Annotated in this window: 21 protein-coding genes and 1 pseudogene; 12 read left to right on the forward strand and 10 right to left on the reverse strand. The window is 75.0% G+C overall.

Annotation, left to right across the window (positions count from 1 at the left end; genetic code table 11):
- Positions 1–31 precede the first annotated feature (31 nt).
- Entirely contained in the window at positions 32–1,543 is a 1,512-nt protein-coding gene (locus ACWDD9_RS05060; protein WP_380741146.1) for an outer membrane protein assembly factor BamB family protein, read from the reverse strand.
- A 218-nt stretch (positions 1,544–1,761) separates the two neighbouring features.
- On the opposite strand from ACWDD9_RS05060, the gene ACWDD9_RS05065 reads away from it, so the two are divergent.
- A complete protein-coding gene (locus ACWDD9_RS05065) occupies positions 1,762–2,538 on the forward strand; it encodes a class I SAM-dependent methyltransferase (RefSeq protein WP_387966785.1) in 777 nt (258 codons plus the stop codon).
- 169 nt (positions 2,539–2,707) lie between these two features.
- On the opposite strand, the gene ACWDD9_RS05070 is transcribed toward ACWDD9_RS05065, so the two are convergent.
- Complete coding sequence (locus tag ACWDD9_RS05070; RefSeq protein WP_449810832.1) at positions 2,708–4,228, reverse strand: carotenoid oxygenase family protein; 1,521 nt, start codon at positions 4,226–4,228, stop codon at positions 2,708–2,710.
- Between the two features lie 41 nt (positions 4,229–4,269).
- Positions 4,270–4,878 carry a TetR/AcrR family transcriptional regulator gene (locus ACWDD9_RS05075; RefSeq protein ID WP_074002408.1) on the reverse strand — a complete coding sequence of 203 codons (609 nt, stop codon included), beginning with the start codon at positions 4,876–4,878 and terminating at the stop codon, positions 4,270–4,272.
- Positions 4,879–5,032: 154 nt separating this feature from the next.
- Between ACWDD9_RS05075 and ACWDD9_RS05080 the strand changes: the two genes are divergently transcribed.
- From ACWDD9_RS05080 to ACWDD9_RS05125, 10 genes are all read left to right on the forward strand, one after another.
- The gene (locus ACWDD9_RS05080; RefSeq protein ID WP_449810833.1) at positions 5,033–5,830 is read left to right on the forward strand and encodes a hypothetical protein; all 798 of its coding nucleotides are present in this window, start codon (positions 5,033–5,035) and stop codon (positions 5,828–5,830) included.
- A gap of 337 nt (positions 5,831–6,167) precedes the next feature.
- The gene (locus tag ACWDD9_RS05085) at positions 6,168–6,497 is read left to right on the forward strand and encodes a hypothetical protein (RefSeq protein ID WP_074002406.1); all 330 of its coding nucleotides are present in this window, start codon (positions 6,168–6,170) and stop codon (positions 6,495–6,497) included.
- Between the two features lie 32 nt (positions 6,498–6,529).
- Positions 6,530–7,219, forward strand: a complete 690-nt coding sequence (locus ACWDD9_RS05090) for an alpha/beta hydrolase (RefSeq protein ID WP_449810834.1) — start codon at positions 6,530–6,532, stop codon at positions 7,217–7,219.
- Between the two features lie 331 nt (positions 7,220–7,550).
- On the forward strand, positions 7,551–8,786 hold the full coding sequence (locus ACWDD9_RS05095) for a serine hydrolase domain-containing protein (protein WP_449810835.1): 1,236 nt from the start codon (positions 7,551–7,553) through the stop codon (positions 8,784–8,786).
- Between the two features lie 68 nt (positions 8,787–8,854).
- Positions 8,855–9,784: an aminoglycoside phosphotransferase family protein gene (locus tag ACWDD9_RS05100; protein WP_449810836.1), complete on the forward strand. Its 930-nt coding sequence runs from the start codon at positions 8,855–8,857 to the stop codon at positions 9,782–9,784.
- Between the two features lie 142 nt (positions 9,785–9,926).
- On the forward strand, positions 9,927–10,283 hold the full coding sequence (locus ACWDD9_RS05105; RefSeq protein WP_074002403.1) for a DUF6204 family protein: 357 nt from the start codon (positions 9,927–9,929) through the stop codon (positions 10,281–10,283).
- Between the two features lie 78 nt (positions 10,284–10,361).
- A complete protein-coding gene (locus tag ACWDD9_RS05110) occupies positions 10,362–10,901 on the forward strand; it encodes a MarR family winged helix-turn-helix transcriptional regulator (protein ID WP_380737445.1) in 540 nt (179 codons plus the stop codon).
- 159 nt (positions 10,902–11,060) lie between these two features.
- Entirely contained in the window at positions 11,061–11,747 is a 687-nt protein-coding gene (locus tag ACWDD9_RS05115) for a class I SAM-dependent methyltransferase (RefSeq protein WP_049654241.1), read from the forward strand.
- A complete protein-coding gene (locus ACWDD9_RS05120) occupies positions 11,744–12,070 on the forward strand; it encodes a sulfurtransferase TusA family protein (protein WP_449810837.1) in 327 nt (108 codons plus the stop codon). Before ACWDD9_RS05115 ends, ACWDD9_RS05120 begins: the two co-directional genes overlap by 4 nt.
- A gap of 173 nt (positions 12,071–12,243) precedes the next feature.
- Complete coding sequence (locus ACWDD9_RS05125) at positions 12,244–12,693, forward strand: hypothetical protein (RefSeq protein WP_049654244.1); 450 nt, start codon at positions 12,244–12,246, stop codon at positions 12,691–12,693.
- A gap of 71 nt (positions 12,694–12,764) precedes the next feature.
- On the opposite strand, the gene ACWDD9_RS05130 is transcribed toward ACWDD9_RS05125, so the two are convergent.
- The 5 genes from ACWDD9_RS05130 to def all read right to left on the reverse strand — a co-directional run bounded on the left by ACWDD9_RS05130 (position 12,765) and on the right by def (position 17,511).
- Complete coding sequence (locus ACWDD9_RS05130; RefSeq protein WP_449810838.1) at positions 12,765–13,721, reverse strand: MerR family transcriptional regulator; 957 nt, start codon at positions 13,719–13,721, stop codon at positions 12,765–12,767.
- A 66-nt stretch (positions 13,722–13,787) separates the two neighbouring features.
- Positions 13,788–13,943: a hypothetical protein gene (locus ACWDD9_RS05135; protein WP_158077698.1), complete on the reverse strand. Its 156-nt coding sequence runs from the start codon at positions 13,941–13,943 to the stop codon at positions 13,788–13,790.
- A 432-nt stretch (positions 13,944–14,375) separates the two neighbouring features.
- Positions 14,376–15,809: an RsmB/NOP family class I SAM-dependent RNA methyltransferase gene (locus ACWDD9_RS05140; protein WP_449810839.1), complete on the reverse strand. Its 1,434-nt coding sequence runs from the start codon at positions 15,807–15,809 to the stop codon at positions 14,376–14,378.
- A 135-nt stretch (positions 15,810–15,944) separates the two neighbouring features.
- On the reverse strand, positions 15,945–16,883 hold the full coding sequence (fmt, locus tag ACWDD9_RS05145) for a methionyl-tRNA formyltransferase (protein ID WP_449810840.1): 939 nt from the start codon (positions 16,881–16,883) through the stop codon (positions 15,945–15,947).
- A gap of 82 nt (positions 16,884–16,965) precedes the next feature.
- Positions 16,966–17,511 carry a peptide deformylase gene (def, locus tag ACWDD9_RS05150; RefSeq protein ID WP_049659138.1) on the reverse strand — a complete coding sequence of 182 codons (546 nt, stop codon included), beginning with the start codon at positions 17,509–17,511 and terminating at the stop codon, positions 16,966–16,968.
- 323 nt (positions 17,512–17,834) lie between these two features.
- Here def and ACWDD9_RS05155 point away from each other — a divergent pair.
- Positions 17,835–18,180 (forward strand): annotated as a pseudogene (locus ACWDD9_RS05155) (hypothetical protein); the annotation flags it as partial.
- A gap of 552 nt (positions 18,181–18,732) precedes the next feature.
- Here ACWDD9_RS05155 and ACWDD9_RS05160 read toward each other — a convergent pair.
- Both ACWDD9_RS05160 and metK read right to left on the reverse strand, forming a co-directional pair.
- Positions 18,733–20,817: a primosomal protein N' gene (locus tag ACWDD9_RS05160; RefSeq protein ID WP_117487140.1), complete on the reverse strand. Its 2,085-nt coding sequence runs from the start codon at positions 20,815–20,817 to the stop codon at positions 18,733–18,735.
- A 140-nt stretch (positions 20,818–20,957) separates the two neighbouring features.
- Positions 20,958–22,181 carry a methionine adenosyltransferase gene (gene metK / locus ACWDD9_RS05165; protein ID WP_049651366.1) on the reverse strand — a complete coding sequence of 408 codons (1,224 nt, stop codon included), beginning with the start codon at positions 22,179–22,181 and terminating at the stop codon, positions 20,958–20,960.
- Positions 22,182–22,191: the final 10 nt, after the last annotated feature.

The following is a 22,191-nucleotide window of genomic DNA, read 5'->3' on the forward strand; positions in this document are numbered from 1 at the left end:
CCGTCGGCGGCGGGCCCCGTCCCGGCCCCCGTCAGCTCATCGCCCGCACCGGCGGCTCGTCCCGCGTCCCGTCCTCCGCGACCACCGTGAACCGCTCCGCGTCCGACACCGACAGGTCCACCGGATAGAGCGACGCGGTGTCGTTGACGTCCAGCACGGCGCTCTGCCGCCCGGTCGCCGCCTCCACCCTGGTCACCCGGCCCCGGGTCATCGCCCACACCGAGCCGCCGTCCACCACCAGGCCGGTCACCTGGTCGTCCAGCCCCGCCGTCCACCGCTTGCCGCCGTCCGTCAGCGAGTACGCCAGCAGCCGGCCGGTGGCGGTGCGGCTCGGGTGCTTGCCGCCGCTGATGCCGATGTCGCCTGGCTTCTCCCCCGGTACGACGAACAGGTCCCCGACCACCACCCCGCCGAACAGCGGCCGGGCGCTGAACTCGTCGAAGGCGTGCAGCCCGCCCAGCATCACGTCCAGGTCGTACTCGTCCCCGGCGACCGGTATCACCGCCCGCTGCCGGCCGGTCCGGTCGTAGCTGAGCACCGCGTGGGTGCCGCGCTCGGCCTGGGCGTCCACCCACACCGCGAGCGGGTCGACCGACACCACCGCGAGGTTCTTCAGCCCGCCCGCCGCGGGCAGCGCGATCCGCCGCTGCTCCCGGCCGTCCGCCGGGGCCAGCGAGCGCAGCACGGGCGGCGCGGCGCCGCACTGCGCGACCGTGACGGCGTCCCCGGGCCCGCCCGCGACCTGCAGCGGGGTGCAGCCCGGGTCGGCCGCGCCGCGCCAGACGTCCCGGCCGTCGGCCAGCCGTACGGCGCGCCAGCCGGCCTTCTCCTGGAGGAGGGCCTGCTGCCCGGCCACCGCGACCACGTCCGGAGTCGCGTCGTCCCCGTCCCGGGCGGGCGCGTCCACGGCGGCGGTCCAGCCCTCCCTGCCGTCGGAGAGGTCGAGCGCGGTGACGGCGGAGCACGGCTTGTCGTGCGGCGCGTGGCCGATCAGGCCGAGGGCGCCGCCGCGGCCCGTGCCGTCAGGCCCGGTCGTCCGGCTCATCGCGCACACCGTGTCCTCCCCGGGCGGGGCCCAGTGCCAGGCGACGGCCCCGGTCGTCCGGCGGTACGCCACCACCAGGTCCGGCCGGGCCCGGACCACCAGGTCCCCGCTGGTCCAGCTGCCCACCGCGCGGATCGTCGACGGCCGGTCCAGCGGCGCCTTCCAGGAGTCGTTGAGGCCGTCCCCGGCGAAGCCGACGAAGATCCCGAGCCCCAGTACGGCCCCGACGGCTGCCGACGGGAACCCGGCCCTCGGGTGGATCAGCGCCCAGACGAAGCCCGCGCCGCAGGGCATCAGCCCCAGGATGCTGATGATCCCCATGTACGCAAGGCTGTCGCCGCCGAACCCGTTCGCCGGGCCGAACAGCACCGCCAGCCCCATGCTCGCGAACAGCGCCCCCAGCACCCCGCCGGAGACCACCATCCAGGTCTCCCGGTCCCAGGCGGACCACACTCCCCACTTCGCCCGGACGACACTGTCCTCGGGCCGAACGGCCATGCCGGTCTCTCCCCTGCGACGCGCCGCCCACCGCGTCGGGGCGACGATCATCGGATCGTCGCAGAGCGCGCCATGATCCGGAACAAAGAGCAGGGAAAACCCCGGCCATGACCCGCACATACCGGGCCCGGGGCGCCGGTGGCACCTGCTGTCCACGGCGCGCGCCGGGCGCGGAAATCGATTGCCCGCCCCTGGGCCGCTGACTAGCGTTGCCCGGCATGACCACGCCATCCACCACCCCCGACTGGCGCACCGCCAACCGCGCGAACTGGGACGAGCGCGTCCCCGTCCACGCCGCCGGCCCCTTCTACGACCTGCCCGGCTTCGTCGCGGGCCGTGACACCCTCCAGGACTACGAGCCCGCCGAGGTCGGCGACGTCACCGGCCGCACCCTGCTCCACCTCCAGTGCCACCTCGGGCTCGACACCCTCTCCTGGGCCCGCCGCGGCGCCGTCGTCACCGGGCTCGACTTCTCCGCCCCGGCCGTCGCGGCCGCCACCGACCTCGCCGCCCGGATCGGCGCCGCCGACGCCCGCTTCGTCACCTCCGACGTCTACGCCGCCGCCGAGGCGCTCGACGGCCGGACGTACGACATCGTCTACACCGGCTTCGGCGCGCTCTGCTGGCTCCCCGACCTCACCCGCTGGGCCCGGACGGTCGCCTCGCTCATCACCCCCGGCGGCTTCCTCTACCTCGCCGAGTACCACCCGGTGGCCGACGTCCTCGCCGACGACGGGCGCGGCTTCGCGGAGGACTACTTCGAGCGCACCCCGATCGTCGTCGACTACCCCGGCACCTACGCCGACCCGGACGCCCGGCTCGACTCCACCGTCACCGTCCAGTGGCAGCACGGCCTCGGCGAGGTCGTCACCGCCCTGGCCGACGCGGGCCTGCGCCTGGACTTCCTCCACGAGCACGCCCACGCCCACTTCCGCGTCCCCGCCGGCGCCCCCGCCCCGCAGACCTACTCCCTCCGCGCCACCCGGCCCCGATGACCCCGCCGGGGCGGCTCCGCCCCGGCTCCCAGGGCCTCCCCCTCGCCGCCCTCTCCACCCGCACCGCCCTCGCCGCCGTCGAGACCCCCGTCCCCTACGCCGACGCCCTCCCCCGCGGTGCCGCCGGGCGCGATCCCGCCCGTGCTCGCGGCGGGCACATTTTGGCCCCTCAGCTCCAGCCCGTGTCCCCGCCCCTGCCCGCGGTCCGGTCCCCGCCAGGCACCCTGTCCCCGCCCGGCACCCAGTTGCCGTGCAGGCCCAGGGGCACCCGCACCGGCAGGTGGATGCGGGCCAGGGGCTCGCCGGTGAAGTCCTGGGCGGCGAGGACCACCAGGTCCGCCGCTCCCCGCTCCGGGTCGTGGACGTACGCCATCAGGTACCCGTCGTCCTCCGCCGTCGGCGACTCGGCGGCGACGAACACCGCCTCGCCCACCGCCCCGTCCCGCCCGAACTCGTGGGCCTCGACGGTCCCCCGGCTCAGGTCGTGCTTGAGCAGGGCGTTGCTGAAGCCCTCGTCCGGGCGGTCGTCCCCAGGGCCGGTCGGCGGCGCGTAGAGCTCGACGGCGGCCGCGTAGCCGTAGCGGTAGGGGCGGCCGGTGTGCCGCGGGTTGAGGCGCGGGAACTCCTGCACCCGGTCGTCCAGCCGCTCCTCCCGGACCGTCCCCGCCGCCAGGTCGACCGTCCAGCGGTCGAGCGTGGGGCGGCTCGCGCCGATGTTCCGCAGGTCCATGCCCGGCGGGTGCCGCACGACGTCGACCACCAGCTCGTCCGCCGTCCGCTCGTACGCGTTGAGGGTGTGCCCGACCAGGTGCGGCGCGAGCTCGAACCACCGCACCGCGCCGCCCTCGCGCGGCATCACCCCGACCCGGGCGGCGCGCCGCCCGTCCCAGGTGAAGGGCACCCCGGTGGCCAGGTGCGCCGGGCTGAACACCACCTGGGTGTCGTACAGCAGCACGAACCGCTCGGTGAGCGCGAAGTCGTGCATGTACGGGTTCCCGGGCACCTCGATCAGCGTGCTGCGCCGGACGGTGCCGGCCGCGTCCATCACGATGTGCTGCACCTGCTCGGAGCCGTACCGGAAGGCCAGCGAGTGCAGTTCCCCGGTGTGCGGGTCGACGACCGAGTGGGCGTTGGCGCTGTACCCCTCCGGCGTGGCGCCCAGCCCGCACGGCCCCACCGTGTCCAGCTCGTAGGTGAGTTCGTACGGGCGGATGCCGCCTTCGAGCAGCGCGTAGGTGCGCCCGGCGAGGCCCGCGACCTGCACGTTGGGGGAGATGTCCATCCGCTCGTCGACGGGCGTGCCGCGCCGGGGCTCACCGAGGCGGTCGGCGACCGCGCCGGAGCGGACCCAGCGGTTGCGGTACCACTCGGCGCGCCCGTCCCGGATCCGCACGCCGTGCACCATGCCCGCGCCGAGGGTCCACAGGTGTGCGCCCGGGTCGTCGATGCCCAGCGGATTGGGGCCGTTGCGCAGGTAGCGGCCGTCGAGGTGGGCGGGGATCCGGCCGGTGACGGGCAGGTCGTAGGCCGTGACCTCCTCGGTCACCGGGGCGAAGTTCCCGGAGACGTAGCGGCTGCGCCTCGTACCGTTATTGCTGTTGCCGTTGCCGTTGCTGTTGCTGTTGCTGATCGCGCCGTTGCCGTTGCTCTTGCCGATCGTGCTGTTGCGGATCGGGTCGCCTGGGCTCATCGTCTCGGCCTCTCGTCAGGTGATGGGGTGTCCGGACTCGTTCACGAACCGGCGCCGAACGCCCGCCCCAGTGCGGCCATCAGCGCCTCGTAGCGCGCCCCGGCCTCGGCCGACGCGAAGTGGCCGGCGAGCTCCAGGCTCACCGCGCCGTGGGTGGCCGCCCAGAAGAGGTTGGAGACCTCCAGGGCGTCGCCGGGCCGGAAGACCCCGGCCGCCATGCAGGCCTCGACGGCGGCCACCGAGGCGCCGAACGCGCCGTCGGCCAGGGCCAACGCCTCGGCGCTGGGCCGGAATCCGGGCACCGGCTGCTCGAACATCACGCGGTAGTAGGCGGGTTCGGCAACCGCCCGCTCCCGGTAGGCGCGGCCGAGCTCGGTCAGGTACTCCAACGGGTCGCTCCCGCGCGGGACTTGCTCCTGCGCCCGGCGCAGTCGTGCGAAGCCCTCCCGGTACAGCGCGTCGAGCAGCCCCTCCTTCCCGCCGAACATCGTGTACAGCACCTTGGTCGAGGAGCCGATCTCGGCGGCGATCCGGCGCACGGTCAGCGCGGCGGGGCCTTCGGCGACGAGGAGGGAGATGGCGCGGTCGAGGATCACGGCGCGTACGGCATCCTGGCCGACCCGCTGCGCGTCCTGGTAGGGCGTGCTCATGGGTAACAACGTAACCGATGGGAAACAGTGTTACCAGCCTTTGCGGGCAAGGGATTTCACCACCCACCCGGCCGCCCCGACCGACCGCCCGACCACCCGCCCTCCCGACCACCCTGACTAGACTGGCGCGCTCCACAGCCGAGGGGAGTCAGCGATGAGTGGTGCCACCCGCTGCGACGAGGTCGCGGCCGAGGCGGGCCTGGGCGAACGGCGGCGGCTGTACCGGACGAGCCGCCGGATCGGCGACGGCGTGGGCAAGTGGGGCCTGGGACTGCCCGGCATCCTCGTCCTCGCCGCCTCCGGCTGGACCTGGTGGGGCGCCGTCCTCGCGGTCGCCGCCGTGGCAGCGGCCGCCGTGGCCTACAAGAAGGTCCCGCCGCGCTCCGGGCTGGTCGCCGTGGCGCGCTACCAGGGCGGCCTCGTCCTCCACCACGCCGGCGGCGACTTCCGCGCCCTCCCCTGGGACGCCATCGAGAGCTACGAGTACATACCCTCCCGGATGGAGTTCCGCGGCAACCTGAGCGTCGAGCACTTCGGCCGCGTCCTCATCCTGGCGCGCGGCCGCGAAACCCCCTTCGTGGTCTCGAAACTGGCGGGCCGCTACGAACCGGGGCTGGCCGAGGCCATCCGCGCGGGCCTGCTGCCGCGCTACACCGCGCCCCTGCACGAGCGGTTCGAGGAGGAGGGGCACGTCCTGTTCGGGACGGTGCTCGCCGTGCTGCCCGCGGGGCTCCTCCTCGACCCCGACGACGACCACCCCACGGCCCCGCTGCCGTGGAGCGACCTCCAGGACATCAGCGCCGAGGACACGCGTGAGCTGCGGATCACGGAGCGCACCGGACCGGGCCGGGGCGGACGGGTCGTCACCCGCGTGCTCGCCGACGCGGACGTCGTCGCGGCGTTCGTCCGGGAGACCCGGGCGAAGCTCCTGGCGGAGCAGCGCCCGGAGTGACCGCCCCCTGTGACCGCCCCTTGTGACCGGGCCGTGTGACCGCCCCGCCCGACCGGGCCGCACGACCGGCCCCGGCCGCACCCCGAGCCGCGGCCGACCGACTCGACGGCCGCCCGCCAGGGCGCGCCAACCCCGCGCTACGGCCGGACAGTTGACATGCGTCGGGCGCCCGCCGGCGCACCGGCGGCACCGGGTCCGCACGTCGTGCTGCGCCGACCGGGTCAACCTCGGCGCCGGACTGTACGCGCACGCCCGGTCGGCTCGTTCTGCTGTACATGCCTCCCCTGATCCCGACGCCACCACCGCTGCCCGTACGCGGCACCGCACGGAGGTCCCCGTGGCCGTGATCGGCCGTGCGGCGGCCACCGTGGTCGCGCTGGGCATCCTGCTGATCCCGACGGCCGTCACGGCGGGCACCGACCTGCCGCCCGAGCCCGGTGCGGGCTGGTGGGAGGTGTCGGCCAACGCCGCCAACGTCCGGGTCGACCACTTCGGCGAGGAGACCGTCATCGGACTCGCCCGTTCGGGTGACCGGGTCGAGGTCGTGGACACCTGGACCTCACCGCTCGGCGCCCGCTGGGCGAAGGTCATGGTGGAGCGCACCCGGGTCTCCGGCTGGGTCCTGTGGTCCCTGCTCGCGCACCGCGACCCCTCCTCGGAACCGTAGAATCCGCCTGTACACATCAGGAGGGAATTCGCGTGTTCCGAGCGCAGCGTCCGCGCACCGCAGAGCTGACCCCACGACGGGGCGAGGAGCCGGTCACCGGCGTCGCCCTGCTGCTGCCGGGCGGGTTCCTCCGCAGTCGGCGCGCACCGATGCGGGTCGCCGAGCTGGGCCTGCGGGACCTGGCCACCGAACTCACCGACCGCGGCCGGCCGCACGGCCTCGCGGTGCACCTGCTGCGCTACCGCCACGGCGGCTGGAACGACGCGGACGCCGACACCGCCGTCGACACCCGCTGGGCGCTCGACGAGCTGGCCCGGCTCTACCCGGGCGCACCCGTCGTGCTGATCGGCAACTCGCTGGGCGGGCGCGCCGCCTTCTGGTGCGCCGGGCACCCGTCGGTGGTCGGCGTGGCCGGGATCGCGCCGTGGCTGCCCAGCGGCGACCCGGTCGACCAGCTGGCCGGGCGGCGGGTGCTGATCGTCCACGGCACCGGGGACCACAGCTCGGCCAGCGCCACCCAGTCCCTGGAGTACGCGCTGCGCGCCCGGCGGGTCGCCCCGGACCTCGCGCGGTACGAGGCCCCGGGCGCCAACCACCTGCTGCTCCGCGAGTCCCGCGACATCAGCGCGCTGACCACCACCTTCACCCTCGGCGTCCTGGGCGCCGAGCCCGCTCCGCTGGTGGCGGGGGCGGTCTGCACCCGGCTGCCGGCGCGGGTGTAGCCGGCGCTCCCCCAATCGCTGTCGCGTCCCGCCTCCCGTGTGGTCCGCGTCCGCACCCCGGGCCTCCCCTGCCGATCGGCAGGGGAGGCCCGGCCGCTTTCCCGCCGGATTCCTGCCGAACGGCACATGCGCGAAGGGGCTTCCGGCGATCACTCTTGGGGGCATCGCGACGGTGGCCACCCGGGCCGCCGCGGAAGGGAGTCCCCACCGTGTTCCGTGCCCGCGCTCTCCGCCTTCGCACCGGTCGTGTGCAACTGAATGACCGTCAGCCGCGTGTTCTCCAGGGCAGATCGCTCCGCCCCACAGCCGTCCCACCCGCTTCGGAGGGCACATGGCCGTCAGCAAACCCGCCACCCTCGCGCGGGGCCTCGCCGCCCTGCTCCTCGCGGCGGCGTCCGCATCCACCGCACCCGCCTTCGCCGCCACGCCTGCTCCGGCCACTCTCGGTCCGGCTGCCCTCGATCCGGCCGCCCTCGACGCCGCGATCGCCGCCCGGCCGGGCGACCGGGTGGCGGGCGCGGTCGCCCGGGTGACGGCCGACGGCCTGGTCTGGCGCGGCAGCGCCGACGATCCGGTGAGCGGGCGGCCGGTGGCGCCGGACGCGGCGTTCCGGATCGGCAGCATCAACAAGACCTTCGTCGCCGCGGTGCTGCTCCAACTCGCCGCCGAGCAGCGGATCTCCCTGGACGGCACCGTCCAGCAGTACCTGCCCGGCACGCTGCCCGCGAGCTTCACGCTGCCGATCACCGTCCGTCAACTCCTCGACCACACCAGCGGACTTCCGCAGGCCGTCGAGGGCCCGGAACTCGAGGGCACCGAGCTGGAGAAGCGCGACGGCATGATCGCCAACCGCTTCGCGATCGAGACGCTCGACCTGGTCGTCCAGCGGACGCTCCGGCCCCACCCGGAGCGCGGCCTGCCCGAGGCCGGCCCGGCCTTCGATCCGGGCATCGAGCAGGAGTACAACAACTTCAACTACCGGGTGGCGGGCCGGATCATCGAGCAGGTGACGGGGCACACGATCAGGGAGGAGGTGACGGCCCGCATCCTGAAGCCGCTCGGCCTGCGGCACGCCGAGGTGACGGAGGGCAGGCCCGCGATGCCCGAGCCCCACCTGGCCGGCTACGTCCCCGACAGCGCCGACACCCCGACGGACGTCTCCGAGCAGGGCGGCAACCCGGAGTCGATGGTGTCCACCCCGGCCGACCTGGACAGGTTCCTGCGCGCCCTGCTCGACGGCGAACTCCTGCCTCCGCAGCAGCTGCACGACCTGCTCACCCTGCCGCGCGACGCCTCCGGCCGGCTGGTGCCCGTACGCGGAGCGGGCGAGTGCCCGTTCGGTCCGGACAAGGGTCGGGCCTGCTACAGCGCCGGACTGATGGCCGTCCCGCTGCAGGACGGCACGGTGCTCTGGGGCAAGACCGGGCACGACCTCGGGTACTCCGACGGCGTCTTCACCACCCCGGACCTGCGCAGGCGGCTGGTCTACTCCGTCGGCGCCGGGAGCGGCACCCCGGCACCGGCGCTCCGCCTCGCCGCCACGACCTTCGGCCCCTTCGCCCCCTGAGCCCGACCGGACCGGACCGAACCGGCAAGCCACACCAGCGCCCTCCCCCCACCGTCGAAAGGAAGCAGATGATCAGCATCCCCGGCGGGCTCGCCCGCACCACCATCGACCGTGAGGGAGCCCCCGGCGCGGCCTGGATCGCCGAACTCCCCGGCCTCGCCGCCGAGCTGCTGGAACGCTGGGGCTGCGTGCCGGACGGCGCCGCCACCCACGGCGGGGTCGGCCTGATCCTCCCGGTCCGGCAGGCGGCCGAGCGCGTGGCCGTACTGAAGGTCTCGTTCCCCCACCCCGGCAACGTGCACGAGCCGGACGCCTTCGCGGTGTGGGCGGGCCGGGGCGCCGTCCGGCTCTACGAACGGGACGACGAGCGCTTCGCGATGCTGCTCGAACGGGCGAGCCCGACCACTCTCGCGGAGGTCCGGGACGGCGACGAGGTGCCGACGGTCGCCGGGCGGCTCAGCCGGCGGCTCGCCGTCCCGGCGCCCCCGGGCCTGCCCCGGCTGAGCGAGCAGGCCGCGGAATGGGAGGCCGCCCTGCGCGCCGACGCGGCCTCCCTCTCCCACCCCCTGCCGGCCCGCACGGTCGGCGCCGCCCTCGCCACCGTCCGCGAACTCGCCCGCACCCAGCCGGACGTGCTCGTCCACGGGGACCTCCACCCCCGCAACATCCTGCGGGCGGAGCGCGAACCCTGGCTGGCCGTGGACCCCAAGGGGTACGTGGGAGACCGCGCCTACGACGGCGGTACGCTGCTCAAGGTCCACGCCCTGACGCTGCTCGACGCGCCGGACCGGCAGCGCGCTCTCCTCCGCGCGCTCGACGTCTTCGCCGAGGCCGCCGAGCTGGACCGCGAACGCCTCCGCCGCTGGACCCAACTCCACGCCGTCCAGGCCGCCTTCCACGGTCGGCGGCGCGGCTTCCGGCGCGCCCGAGGAGGCCCCGGGCTCGACCGGCTCACCCGGTACGCGGACGAGCTCGCCGAAGTACTCACCCCCGCCTGACCGGCGCCCACCACCACCGGCGACCACCCGACGACCACCTACGGGCACCCAAGGAGGCCCGCGACCACCGACCGTCACCGAGAAGCGCCCGGCCCAGGAATCACGTTGGCGGTCGGCGGCCCGCACTGCCTATGGTCGGGGGATGACCACTCGAACCTTCCGCATCATGGTGCGCGGCGTCTTCGACGGCCTCACCGCCGACCAGCGTGCCGAACTACTCGCCGCCGCCCCCGAGCACGACGTGCTGCGCGCCGCCTTCACCCGCGAGGGCCACCTCAGCTACGACCTCTCCGCCCGGGCCGCCTTCACCTTCCGCTTCCTCGACGAGGGCGAGGCCGAGGAGGACATCCTGGAGGCCACCGAGCGGGCCGAGCAGTCGGCGCGGGACTGGCTCACCGAACGCGGCTACGGCTACAAGAACCTCCGCTCCCAGGCCGAGGACCTCTCCCAGGCCCCGCTCGGCAAGCGTCAGCGCCGCGCCGCCAACACCGCGCACTGACCCACCCCTCCCCTCCCCCTCCGCCACCTCCTTGACGGCTCGCCCTAGCGCTATACTTGAGCAGTCAAGGAGGTGGCAATGACAGAGCGTCCAGACCATCAGCGTTCAGACCAGCAGCAGCCGGACCAGGTGGACCGGGCCGCGACCGCACCGGCCGCGACGAACCCGAGCCCCGATCCCCTCGACACCGCCCTGCGGCTGGTCCGCGCCCAGACCGCCGTGGTCAAGCGCTTCGACGCGGGCCTCAGCCGCCTGCACGGCGTCAGCCTGGCCGACTTCACCATGCTGCTCCACCTCTCCCAGGCCCCCGGCGGCCGGATGCGCCGGGTCGACCTCGCCGAGGCCCTCGGGCTCACAGCCTCCGGCGTGACCCGCGGCCTCGCACCGCTGGAGCGGATCGGCCTGGTCGCCCGCGAGGCCGCCGCCCGCGACGCCCGGGTCACCTACGCCGCCCTCACTCCGACCGGCCGCGAGCGGCTCGCCGAGATGCTGTACACCGCCCGCAAGGTCGCCGCCGAACACTTCGCGGCCGAGCAGTGGAGCGCCGAGGACCTCGGCCGGCTGTCCACCCTGCTCACCCGCCTCGGCGGCACCGCCCCGGGCCGGCACCTCGGCTGATCCGCCCGCCTCACCGCCCCCGCGCACGACCTTCCGTACCCCGCCACACCCTCCACCCGAGCCCACGTCCTAGGCTGGCCCCGCACCATGGGGCACCTCCCGTGCCATCCGCAACAACCGGCGCTACCCGCACCACCCCACCCCGCGAAGGGCCGCACCATGACCGACACCCCCGACACCGGGCCCGGCCCGGAGCGCGCCCTCGCGGACGCCCAACGCGCGCACTGGCAGCAGACCTACACCGCCAACCCGGGGATGTACGGCGAGCGGCCTTCCGCCCCCGCCGAGTACGCCGCCGGAGTGTTCGCCGCCGCCGGGGCCCGGGAGGTGCTGGAACTCGGCGCCGGTCACGGACGCGACGCGCTGCACTTCGCCCGGGCGGGTTTCCGCGTGCTGGCCGCCGACTTCAGCCCGACCGGCCTGGAGCAGCTGCGCGCCACCGCGGCGGACCAGGGCCTGGCCGACCGGCTCTCGGTCCTCACCCACGACGTCCGCGACCCGCTGCCCCTCCCCGACGCCTCCGTCGACGCGGTCTTCGCCCACATGCTGCTCTGCATGGCGCTCTCCACCGGGGAGATCGAGGCGCTCGTCGCCGAGGTCCGCCGGGTCCTGCGCCCGGGCGGCACCCTCGTCCACACCGTCCGCCACACCGGCGACGCCCACTACGGCGCCGGCACCGGCCACGGGGACGACATCTGGGAGCACGGCGGCTTCGCCGTCCACTTCTTCCCCCGCGAGCTGGTGGACAGGCTCGCCGAAGGCTGGCACCTGACCGACGTCCACCCCTTCGAGGAGGGCGAACTGCCCCGCCGCCTCTGGCGCATCACCCAGGAGACGCCCCGATGACCGCCCCCGAAACCGTCGCCCCCGACGCCCCGAACGCCCCCGACCTCACCATCGACGGTACCGGCCTGCTCTGCGTCCAGCTCCTGCTCCGGCTGCGCGCCCGGATCGCGCACCTCCCCGCCGGCGCGGTGGTCCACATCCACACCACCGACCCCGCCGCCCCGCTCGACCTCCCCGCCTGGTGCCACCTGACCGGCCACGAGTACCTCGGCCAGGTCCCGTACGAGGCCACCGACCGCGAGGTGTACGCGCTGCGCCTCACCTCCGCCCCGGTCCAGACCCGCCCCGACCGCCCCTGGCACCCGGCCCCCGCCGCCGACTGACCGGCTGACCGACCCGCCCCGCAGGGCGCACCCGGAGCGGGCCACGGCTGCCGCACGCTCCAGGAAGCCTGGCAACGGGCCCGAGGACGGCTCGCGGCCGAAGCCCCCGCAGCGACCGGTGTGCCACCATGATGAGGTACGAACGATCCAGCGCCACAGGGAGGTTGACCGCCGTGGACCCGATCATCAGCTGCCGCTGGCAGGACCCGAGCGGCGAGTGGGCCCTGACCGTCGGCCACAACGGCGACGCCTGGGAACTGCTCGCCTCGGCCCCCTCCTCGTCGGAGTCGATCCCCTTCGCGAACCCGGACGAGGTCCGCCGGCTCGCCCAGGCCCTGCTGGACCTGCCCGCCGAACCCGAGCCGTACGAGTTCGAGTGGCAGCTCTCCCGCAGCGGGCCGGCCCCCGCCCCGGGCGGGCCGCAGCCCCACTTCGCGACCTTCGCCGTCGGCCTCGACCCCACCGACGACCACCGCCCGTACCTCGCCTACCAGTCCTACTACGACCTGGGCCGGGCGACCGGGCTCGGCCTGGAGGTGATCTGCGAGGACCCGCCGGTCGACCACCTCCGCGCCCAGGCCCACGCCTTCCTCACCACCTTCTCCGGCCCCACCCGCCGGTAGCCGTACAGACCCACCGCCCCACGGCCCCACCGCCTCACCTCCTCGCCACCCCGCCGCCGAGCAGCCCCGACTCACGCCACCGCGCGCACCGCCCAGTCCACCTCGGCCGCCCAACTCTCGGGCGCGGCCCAACCGTTGACCACCGCCAGCAGCTCCAGGTACCGCTCCCGCCGCGGATCGGCCATCGCCCCCAGCCGCTCCGTCAACCGGTCGCGCACCGCCCCGGCATCCCCCGGCACCGCCCCCGCGCAGCACCGCCCGTACCGCTCCACCAGCACCGCGACGACCGCCGCCGCCTCCGCCGACCCGGGCTCCACCCCGGCCGCGACCGCCGGCCCGGCCAACTCCCGCACCGCCACCGCCAGTCCGGGCCTCGGCAGCCCCGTGCCGGCCGCCTCCGCGGCCTCCGCCTCGGCGAGCCCGCGCAGCAGCGCCCGGAACCCGGCGTCCCCCGCCAGCTGCGCCAACTCCACCCAGGCCTCGACCTGTTCGACCGACGGCTCCTCCGGCAGCTCCGGCGTCAACGAGCGCGCCACCGCGGCGAACCGCCCGCCGCCCCCGCCCCCGCCGCCCCCGACCCCGCCGTCTTCGATCCCGCCGAACACCCCCGTCAGGAACTCCCCGATCAGGCGTCCCCGTTCATCCTCCGTGAGCCGGGCCAACCGGTGCACGAGCGTCAACTCCTCAGGTGTGGAACCGAGCCGGGCCACCGCCCCGAGCACCGCCCGCCGCAGCCGCAGCACCCGGATCTGGAGGTCGATCGCCTCCGCCTGCGCGGCGGCGACGTCGGCCGGCGTCAGTTCACGCTCCACCACCCGTCGGATCGCGGGCAGTCCGAGCCCGAGTTCCCGCAGGGTGCGGACCAGTTCGAGGCGCGCGACGGCCTCGGGGCCGTACCGCCGGTGGCCGGCCGGGTTGCGGTCGGCCGGCGACACGATCCCCTGGTCCGAGTAGAAGCGGACGGTCTTGACCGTCAGCCCCGTGCGCCGGGCCAGCTCACCGATCGTCCAGAGCGCGTCGCCGTTCATGGCCACCACCCTGCTACCTCCCCCTACGGGAGATGCAAGCCGCCCACGGCCGCGGCCGCCCCCGTCTCACCCACGGGGCCCGCGCCGACGCCCCTCCTCCCGCCCGGAGCGCCGCGGTGTCCGCCAGGCGGCGAACAGGATGCCCGCCGCGCCGATGACCGCCTGGAGCGCCCCCGTACCGGCCAGCAGGCAGATCAGGGTGCACACCGCCAGGATCGACATCAGGGCGATCAGATCGAGCGCGCGGCCGTCCGTCCCGGCACCACCGTCACCCCGCGAACCGGCAGGCTCCCCCGTCGAACGTCGAATCTCCGATGACACTGCCGCCTCCCACAGCCGGGGAGGGCAGCGCCGAGGATCCGACTCCACACAACGAAACAGCCGCATCGCGCCGCATGTCTTGTGGGGTTGCTTCCCCGGCTTCCGCCGCTCGACGCGACGAAGCCTGCCCCCCAAAGATCATGCAGCCGAGCGGCTACACAGCAGCCATGGAAGCCGACATCCGACGCCGCGTCAACCCCGCCCGGACAGGCGGCGGTTCACCTGCCGGAGCCGACCGGCCGGCCTCCCCACCGAAGCGACGACCCCGACCGAAGCGACGACCCCGACCGGGGATGCGACCCCGACCGGGGAGGCGGCATCGGTACCCCGCCGTCAGGCGGTATGCCGCAGCAGCGCCAGGTACATCGCGTCCGTCCCGTGCAGGTGCGGCCACAGCTGCACGTCCGGGCCGTCGCCGAGCGCCGGGACGCCGGGCAGCAGCGGGCGCGCGTCGATCCACTCGACCCGGCCGCCCTCGGCCCGCAGCACGTCGTCCACGACCGCCCGGGTCTCCGCGAGGTGCGGTGAGCAGGTCGCGTAGCCGACCACGCCGCCGACCCGGGTGGCCTCGATGGCCGAACGCAGCAGGTCCCGCTGGAGCGGGCCGAAGGCCGCGATGTCCGCCGGCCGGCGCCGCCAGCGCGCCTCCGGGCGACGGCGCAGCGCGCCGAGGCCGGAGCACGGCACGTCGACCAGCACCCGGTCGAAGCCTTCGGACCGCCAGGCCGGGCGCGTCCCGTCGGCCGCGATCACGGTGTACGGGCCGGGGTTGCCCGCCAGCGCCCGTGCCACCAGCCGGGCCCGGTGCGGCTGCTTCTCGCTCGCGACCAGCGCCGCGCCCCGCTCGGCGGCCAGCGCGCCGAGCAGCGCGGCCTTGCCGCCGGGGCCCGCGCAGCCGTCCAGCCAGAGCCGGTCCGGCCCGTCCAGCGGCGCCGCGGCCAGTGCCAGCGCGACCAGCTGGCTGCCCTCGTCCTGCACGCCCGCCCGGTTCTCCTGGACCGCCGCGACCGCACCCGGGTCGCCGCCCTCGGCGAGCCGCAGGGCGAACGGGGACCAGCGGCCCGGTTCGGCCTCGGGGAGCGCGTCGGCCAGCTCGTCGACGGTGGCCCGGCCGGGGCGGGCGACCAGGGTGACCTCGGGCCGCTCGTTGTCGGCCCGCAGCAGCTCCTCCATCGCGGCGCGCCCGGAGGCGTCCGGCTGCCAGCGGCCGAGCGAGTCCCAGAGCGCGGAGACCACCCAGCGCGGGTGCGAGTGCACGACCGCCAGGTGGTCCTCGGCGTCCTTGTCGTACGGCGGGGCGACCTTCTCGATCCAGGCGTCCAGGTCGTGGGCGCTGATCCGGCGCAGCACGGCGTTGACGAACTTGGCCTTGCCGTCGCCGAGCACCACCCGGGCCAGCTCGACGGTCGCCGAGACGGCCGCGTGGCTGGGGATGCGGGTGGTGAGCAGCTGGTGGGCGCCGAGCGAGAGCACGTCCAGCACCGGCGGATCGACCTTGCCGAGCGGCCGGTCGATGCAGGCGGCGATGACCGCGTCGTAGGTGCCCTGCAGGCGCAGGGTGCCGTAGACCAGCTCGGTGGCGAGGGCGGCGTCGCGCCGGTCCATGCCCTTCTGCTCGGCCTCGCGGAGCAGCGAGGGCAGGATCAGGTTGGCGTACGCGTCGCGCTCGTCGACGGCACGCAGCGCGCGGAACGCGACGATCCGGGCCGGGTCCTTCTTCGGGCGGCGGTGCGGGCGGGGGGCGCGCTTGGCGCTGGGGGTGGTCACAGGTGCCTCAAGGTGCTGCGGTGGTTATCAACGAACGGTGGTTAGCAACGAACTCGGACGACAACGCAATCGGACGACAACGAAGTCGAACGAACACGGACGATCTCAAACGAACAGTAGCGCCAAACCGGAGCGTCAGCCCCCGAAGCGCTCCCCCGCCTCCAGGCGCGCGCCCCGGGCCCAGTCGGCGGCCCGCATCTCCTTCTTCCCCTGCGGACGCACCTCCCCGAGCTCGATGTCGTGGCTGCCGGTCCCGACCCGGACGCTGTTCTTGCCCGCCATCGCGACCTCGCCCGGCGCCAGCTCGGTGGAGTCCGGCAGCAGCCTGACCGGCCCGGTGACCTTCACCCGCTCGCCCCGGAACTCCGTCCAGGCCCCCGGCGCCGGCGCGCAGCCGCGCACCACCCGGTCGATCCGCAGCGCGGGGTGGCTCCAGTCGATCCGCGCGTCCTCGACGCTGATCTTCGGCGCGAGCGTGACGCCCTCGGCGGGCTGCGGCACGGCGTGCAGGGAGCCGTCCTCGATGCCGTCCATGGTGGCCGCGAGCAGCCGCGCACCGGAGAGGGAGAGCCGGGTGAGCAGCTCGCCGCTGGTGTCGGTCGGGCGGATCTCCTCGGTGATCACGCCATAGACCGGGCCGGAGTCCAGGCCCTGCTCGATCAGGAAGGTGGACGCGCCGGTGACCTCGTCGCCGGCCAGCACCGCGTGCTGGACCGGGGCCGCGCCGCGCCAGGCGGGCAACAGCGAGAAGTGCAGGTTGACCCAGCCGTGCTTGGGGATCTCCAGGGTGCCGGGGCGCAGCAGCGCGCCGTAGGCGACCACCGGGCAGCAGTCGGGGGCGAGTTCGGTGAGCCGGGCGACGAAGTCCGGGTCGCTGGGCTTCGCCGGCTTGAGGACCTCGATCCCGGCCTCCTCGGCGCGCTGGGCGACGGGGCTGGCGACCAGCTTGCGCCCGCGCCCGGCCGGGGCGTCGGGGCGGGTGACCACGGCGACGACCTCGTGCCGGTCCGAGGCGAGCAGGGCGTCCAGGGCGGGAACGGCGACCTCGGGGGTGCCGGCGAAGACGAGACGCATCAAGTGCCTTTCTGCAAACGGAAGTTCAAGAAACCAACGAAGACCGACAACGACCGGGGAAGACCGCCGGAACCGACCGGACTCAGCGGGCGGAACCGAAGGTGCTGTGCGGCGAGACCTTGACCACCGGGGCCGGCCCGGCGCCCCAGTCCGCCTCCCGGATCGCCTTCAGCGCGGCCTTGCGCTGCTCGCGGTCCAGCCGGTCGATGAAGATGATGCCGTCCAGGTGGTCGGTCTCGTGCTGGATGCACCGGGCGAGCAACCGCGTGCCCTCCACCGTCACCGGATCGCCGTACATGTTGAAGCCCTTGGCCACCACGCCGTACGCGCGCGTGGTGTCGTAGCGCAGGCCCGGCAGCGACAGGCAGCCCTCGGGGCCGTCCTGCTCCTCCTCGCTCAGCGACAGGTCCGGGTTGATCAGGTGCCCGGTGACGCCGTCCACGTGGTACGTGAACACCCGCAGCGAGACGCCGAGTTGCGGCGCGGCGAGGCCGGCGCCGGGGGCGTCCAGCATGGTGTCGGTGAGGTCGCCGACCAGCTTGCGCAGTTCCTTGTCGAAGGTGGTCACCGGCTGGGCGGTGGACCGCAGGACGGGGTCTCCGAAGAGACGGATCGGCTGGATCGCCACGGGGTACGGGCTCCTGTCCGTAGGGGCGCGGGCTGCGGTCGGCGGCTGGTTCACCCGCCAGTCTATGCAACCCGCGCGGCCGCCCGCCGAGGGCTTCCCCGGAGTCCGGACCGGCACCGGACCGGCACCGCCTCAGGGCCCGGACCGGCGCCGGATCAGCACCGGATCGCCGCCGGATCGCCGCCCGGCACGCCCCGACTGTGCCGAGCCGCGTTACCCCGGCCCCCGCTTCGGCGTTGGTCAAGAGAGATTGACCGGGGCCGGGCGCAACGGGACACCGCGTCCCGGCCGAGCTGAACCGTACGGAAGGTGGCACGTAGGCCATGGCCGAGCAGATCAACCACGACGCCCGGGCGCGGGCGAGCCTGCACCTGCTGGTGCGGGACATCGAGCGGGTGAGGCGGCAGGTCGACGCGCTGCGGACGCTCACCGCTCAACTGGGCAACGTTTACCGTCCGCGCCGACCGAGCACCTCGGCCGGCTTCGTGGTGTACGGGCGGGCGCCGGCGCCGACCGTGCGCCTGGCACAGGAGCTGCGGGAGAGCGTGGAGACCCTGGTGGCGGCGGCGGTCGAGTTCGACCGGGCGCTGGGGTTCTCCTGGGACTCGGTGGGCTCCGCCCTCGGGGTCACCAAGCAGGCGGTGCACCGGCGCTACGGGATGCGCCGGCCGACCAGCGAACTCCTCGCCGCGAGCGGCGCCGTCCCGGGCCAGGCCCGTCCGGACCGCTCCGAGGACCTGCCCACGGGCACCGAGCGCACCGGACTGGCCACGACCGTCCCGGCGGCCCGCCAGGGCGGCCTGGACGGTCGCGCCCTGGAGCGCGCCACGATCGACCGCACCGGCATCGACCGCACGCCGATGGACCGCACCACGATCGACCGCACGCCCATCGACCGAACCAGCATCGACCGCGCCGGCATCGACCGGGGCGCGCTGGACCGGGGCCCGCTGGACCGCACCGGCATCGACCGCAGCACGATCGACCGCACCCCCGTCGACCGCACCACGACCGACCGCAGCACCCCCGTCGACCGCCCCCAGGCGGACCGACCCGGCATCCCGCTGCGCGGCTGACCGAGCCACGCACCCGGGCCGTCCGGGGCGGGGTGGCCCACTCACCCCGCCCCGCCGGGCCGCCGGTCCCCAAGCCCCCGAACGCGACGCACCCACCCGCGAGCCCCCGAAGCCCCCGACCCCCGCCCCTCAGCCGATGTCCGTCTCAGCCGATGTCCGTCGGATCCACCCGCACCCGCACCGGCTCCGCCGTCCGCAGCGCGATCCGCGCGATCTGCGCCGCCTTGAGCGCCGCCGCCAGCGCGGCCCCCTGCCCGGGCGGCACCCGCAGCAGCGCCCGCTCCTGCTCCTCCCCCCGCAGCGCCGGCGAGGGCACCGGCCCGAGCACGTCCGCCTCCTCCGGCAGCCGGATCAGGTTCAGCAGGTCCGCGACCGCCGAGGGGCTGCCGCTCACCGAGGCCATCCGGGACACCGGCGGGAAGTGCAGCTGCGCCCGTTCGTCCCGTTCCAGCCCGGCGTGCCCCAGCGGGTCCCACCGGACCAGTGCCTGCACCGGACGGGCCGAGGGCTCGGCGACCACGACCACCGTCCCGCCCTCCGTCGAGGGCCGCGCCAGCGCGGCCGCCGTGAGCCAGAGCCGCAGCGTCTCCTCCCCCGCCCGCAGGTCCGGCCGGCCGAGCAGCGCCCAGCCGTCCAGCAGCAGCACGGCCCCGTACCCGCCGCCGCCCTCGACCACCGGTTCCGCTCCGGGCGTGGAGATCACCAGGGAGGGTTCGTCCGGCACGGTGGCCAGCACCGCATCCCGGCCCGAGGTCCGCACCGGGATGCGCGGGAACGCCTTGCCCAGCTCCTCCGCCGTCCGCCGGGCCCCGACCACCTGGGCCCGCAGCCGGAAGGACCCGCACTCGGGGCAGTGCCAGTCGTTCTCCGGCTCCCCGCACCAGGCGCAGCACAGCGTGGCGTCCGCCGAGGGCGCCTCCAGCGGCCCCTCGCAGCGCCGGCAGCGGGCGGGGGTCCGGCAGCGCCCGCAGGCCAGCCGGGGCACGTAGCCGCGCCGGGGCACCTGGATGAGCACCGGGTGCCCGGCGGCCAGCGACTCCCGAGCGGCCTCCCAGGCCACCGAGGGCAGCCGGGCGGCCTGGGCGGCGGCGTCCCGGTGCTGGTCCTGGTCGGTGACGGTCCGCACCCGGGGCGCGGCCTGCCGCACCGTCTCGCGGTCCGCGACCAGCGGGCGCGCCCAGCCGGTGCTGACCAGCTGCGCGCCCTCCACCGTCACCGCGTGCCCGCCGAGCAGCACCGCGGCGCCCTCGTCGGCGGCCCGCAGCAGCGCCACCTCGCGCACGTGCGGGTGCGGGGCGCGCGGGTCGCTGTGGCTGCCGTCGCCGTCCGACCAGACGACGACCAGCCCGAGGTCCCGGACCGGCGCGAACATGGTGGCCCTGGTCCCGATCACGGCGCGCACCGAGCCCCGGCTCACCGCGAGCCAGCGCTTGTACCGCTCGCGCGGGCCGAGGTCGGCCTCCAGCGCCACGTGCGCCCCGGGGCCGAGCAGTTCGGTCAGCGCCTGGTCGACCCGGGCCACCGAGCGCCCCTCCGGGAGCACGACCAGCGCCCCGCGCCCGCCCGCCAGGGTCGCGGCCACGGCGCGTGCGATCTCGTACGGCCAGCCGGGCCCGGGCAGCGCCGCCCAGACCGCGCGCGGCGAGCCGCCGGCGGTGAGCGAGGCGAGGAAGTCGGGCCCGGCGGGGTAGCGCTGCCAGCCGCCGGGGGCCGGGGCGGCCGGGCGCGGCAGCGGCGGGGGCGAGGGTTCGGCCTCGGCCTTGGCGTGCCGGGGCGGGACGGCCAGCTGGAGCACGTCGGCCAGCGTCCCGGCGTACCGGTCGGCGACGGTCCGGCACAGCCGCAGCAGCTGCGGGGTGAGCACCGGCTCGGGCGAGAGCACCTGGGCCAGCGGGGCGAGCGGGCCGGCGAAGTCGCTCTTCTCCAGCCGGGCGACGATGAACCCGTCGTGCAGTTCCCCGCCCTCGCGCTGGCCCTTCACCACCCGCGCCCCGAACCGCACCCGCACCCGCACCCCGGGCTGGGCCTCCTCGGCCATGGCGGCCGGCACCGCGTAGTCGAAGAACTTGTCGATGGTGAGCACGCCCTTGTCCACCACGACCCGGGCCACCGGCAGGTGCTCGGCCCGCTTGGCCCCGTGCCAGGTGCGCGGCTTGGCCCGCTTGACCGTCTCCCGGATGAACGCCAGCTGCTCCGGCTCGGCGGCCCCGTTCTCCCCTGTGCTGCTCATCGCCACCAAGTACTACCAGGTCACACCGACAATGCACGAAGCGGCGCCCACCCCCGAACGGGGACGGGCGCCGCTTCCGGGCGCTACGGGCCGAGCGTCAGAACGCTACGGGCCGGCGCTCGGGCACCGGGCGCAGGACGTCAGTCCTGGACGGCGGCCTTCAGCTGCTCCACGCGGTCGGTGCGCTCCCAGGTGAAGTCCGGCAGCTCACGGCCGAAGTGGCCGTACGCGGCGGTCTGGGAGTAGATCGGGCGCAGCAGGTCCAGGTCGCGGATGATCGCGGCCGGGCGGAGGTCGAAGACCTCGGAGACGGCCTTCTGGATCGCCAGGACCGGCACCGACTCGGTGCCGAAGGTCTCCACGAACAGGCCGACCGGCTCGGCCTTGCCGATCGCGTACGCGACCTGCACCTCGGCGCGGCGGGCGAGGCCGGCGGCGACGATGTTCTTCGCCACCCAGCGCATCGCGTACGCGGCCGAGCGGTCCACCTTGGACGGGTCCTTGCCGGAGAAGGCGCCGCCACCGTGGCGGGCCATGCCGCCGTAGGTGTCGATGATGATCTTGCGGCCGGTGAGGCCGGCGTCGCCCATCGGGCCGCCGATCTCGAAGCGGCCGGTCGGGTTGACCAGCAGGCGGTAGCCCTCGGTGGTCAGCTTGATGCCCTGCTCGGCCAGCGCCTTCAGCTCCGGCTCGACGACGAACTCGCGGATGTCCGGGGTGAGCAGCGACTCCAGGTCGATGTCACTGGCGTGCTGGGTGGAGACGACCACGGTGTCGAGGCGGACGGCCTTGTCGCCGTCGTATTCGATGGTGACCTGGGTCTTGCCGTCGGGGCGCAGGTAGGGGATGGTCCCGTTCTTGCGCACCTCGGTCAGGCGGCGGGAGAGGCGGTGCGCCAGGGTGATCGGCAGCGGCATGAGCTCGGGCGTCTCGTCGGACGCGTAGCCGAACATCAGGCCCTGGTCACCGGCGCCCTGCTTGTCCAGGTCGTCAGCGCCGTCCCCCTGGGTGGAACCCTCGACCCGTGCCTCGTACGCGGTGTCGACGCCCTGCGCGATGTCGGGCGACTGGGCACCGATGGACACCGACACGCCGCAGGAGGCGCCGTCGAAGCCCTTCTTGGAGCTGTCGTAGCCGATCTCCAGGATCTTGTCCCGGACGAGCTGGGCGATCGGCGCGTACGCCTTGGTGGTCACCTCGCCGGCCACGTGCACCTGGCCGGTAGTGATGAGCGTCTCCACGGCGACCCGGGACGTCGGGTCCTCCCGCAGGAGAGCGTCAAGGATGGTGTCGCTGATCTGGTCAGCGATCTTGTCGGGGTGTCCCTCGGTCACGGACTCCGAGGTGAACAGGCGGCGAGACACAGCGCTCCCT

Source organism: Kitasatospora sp. NPDC001119 (genome assembly GCF_053598475.1).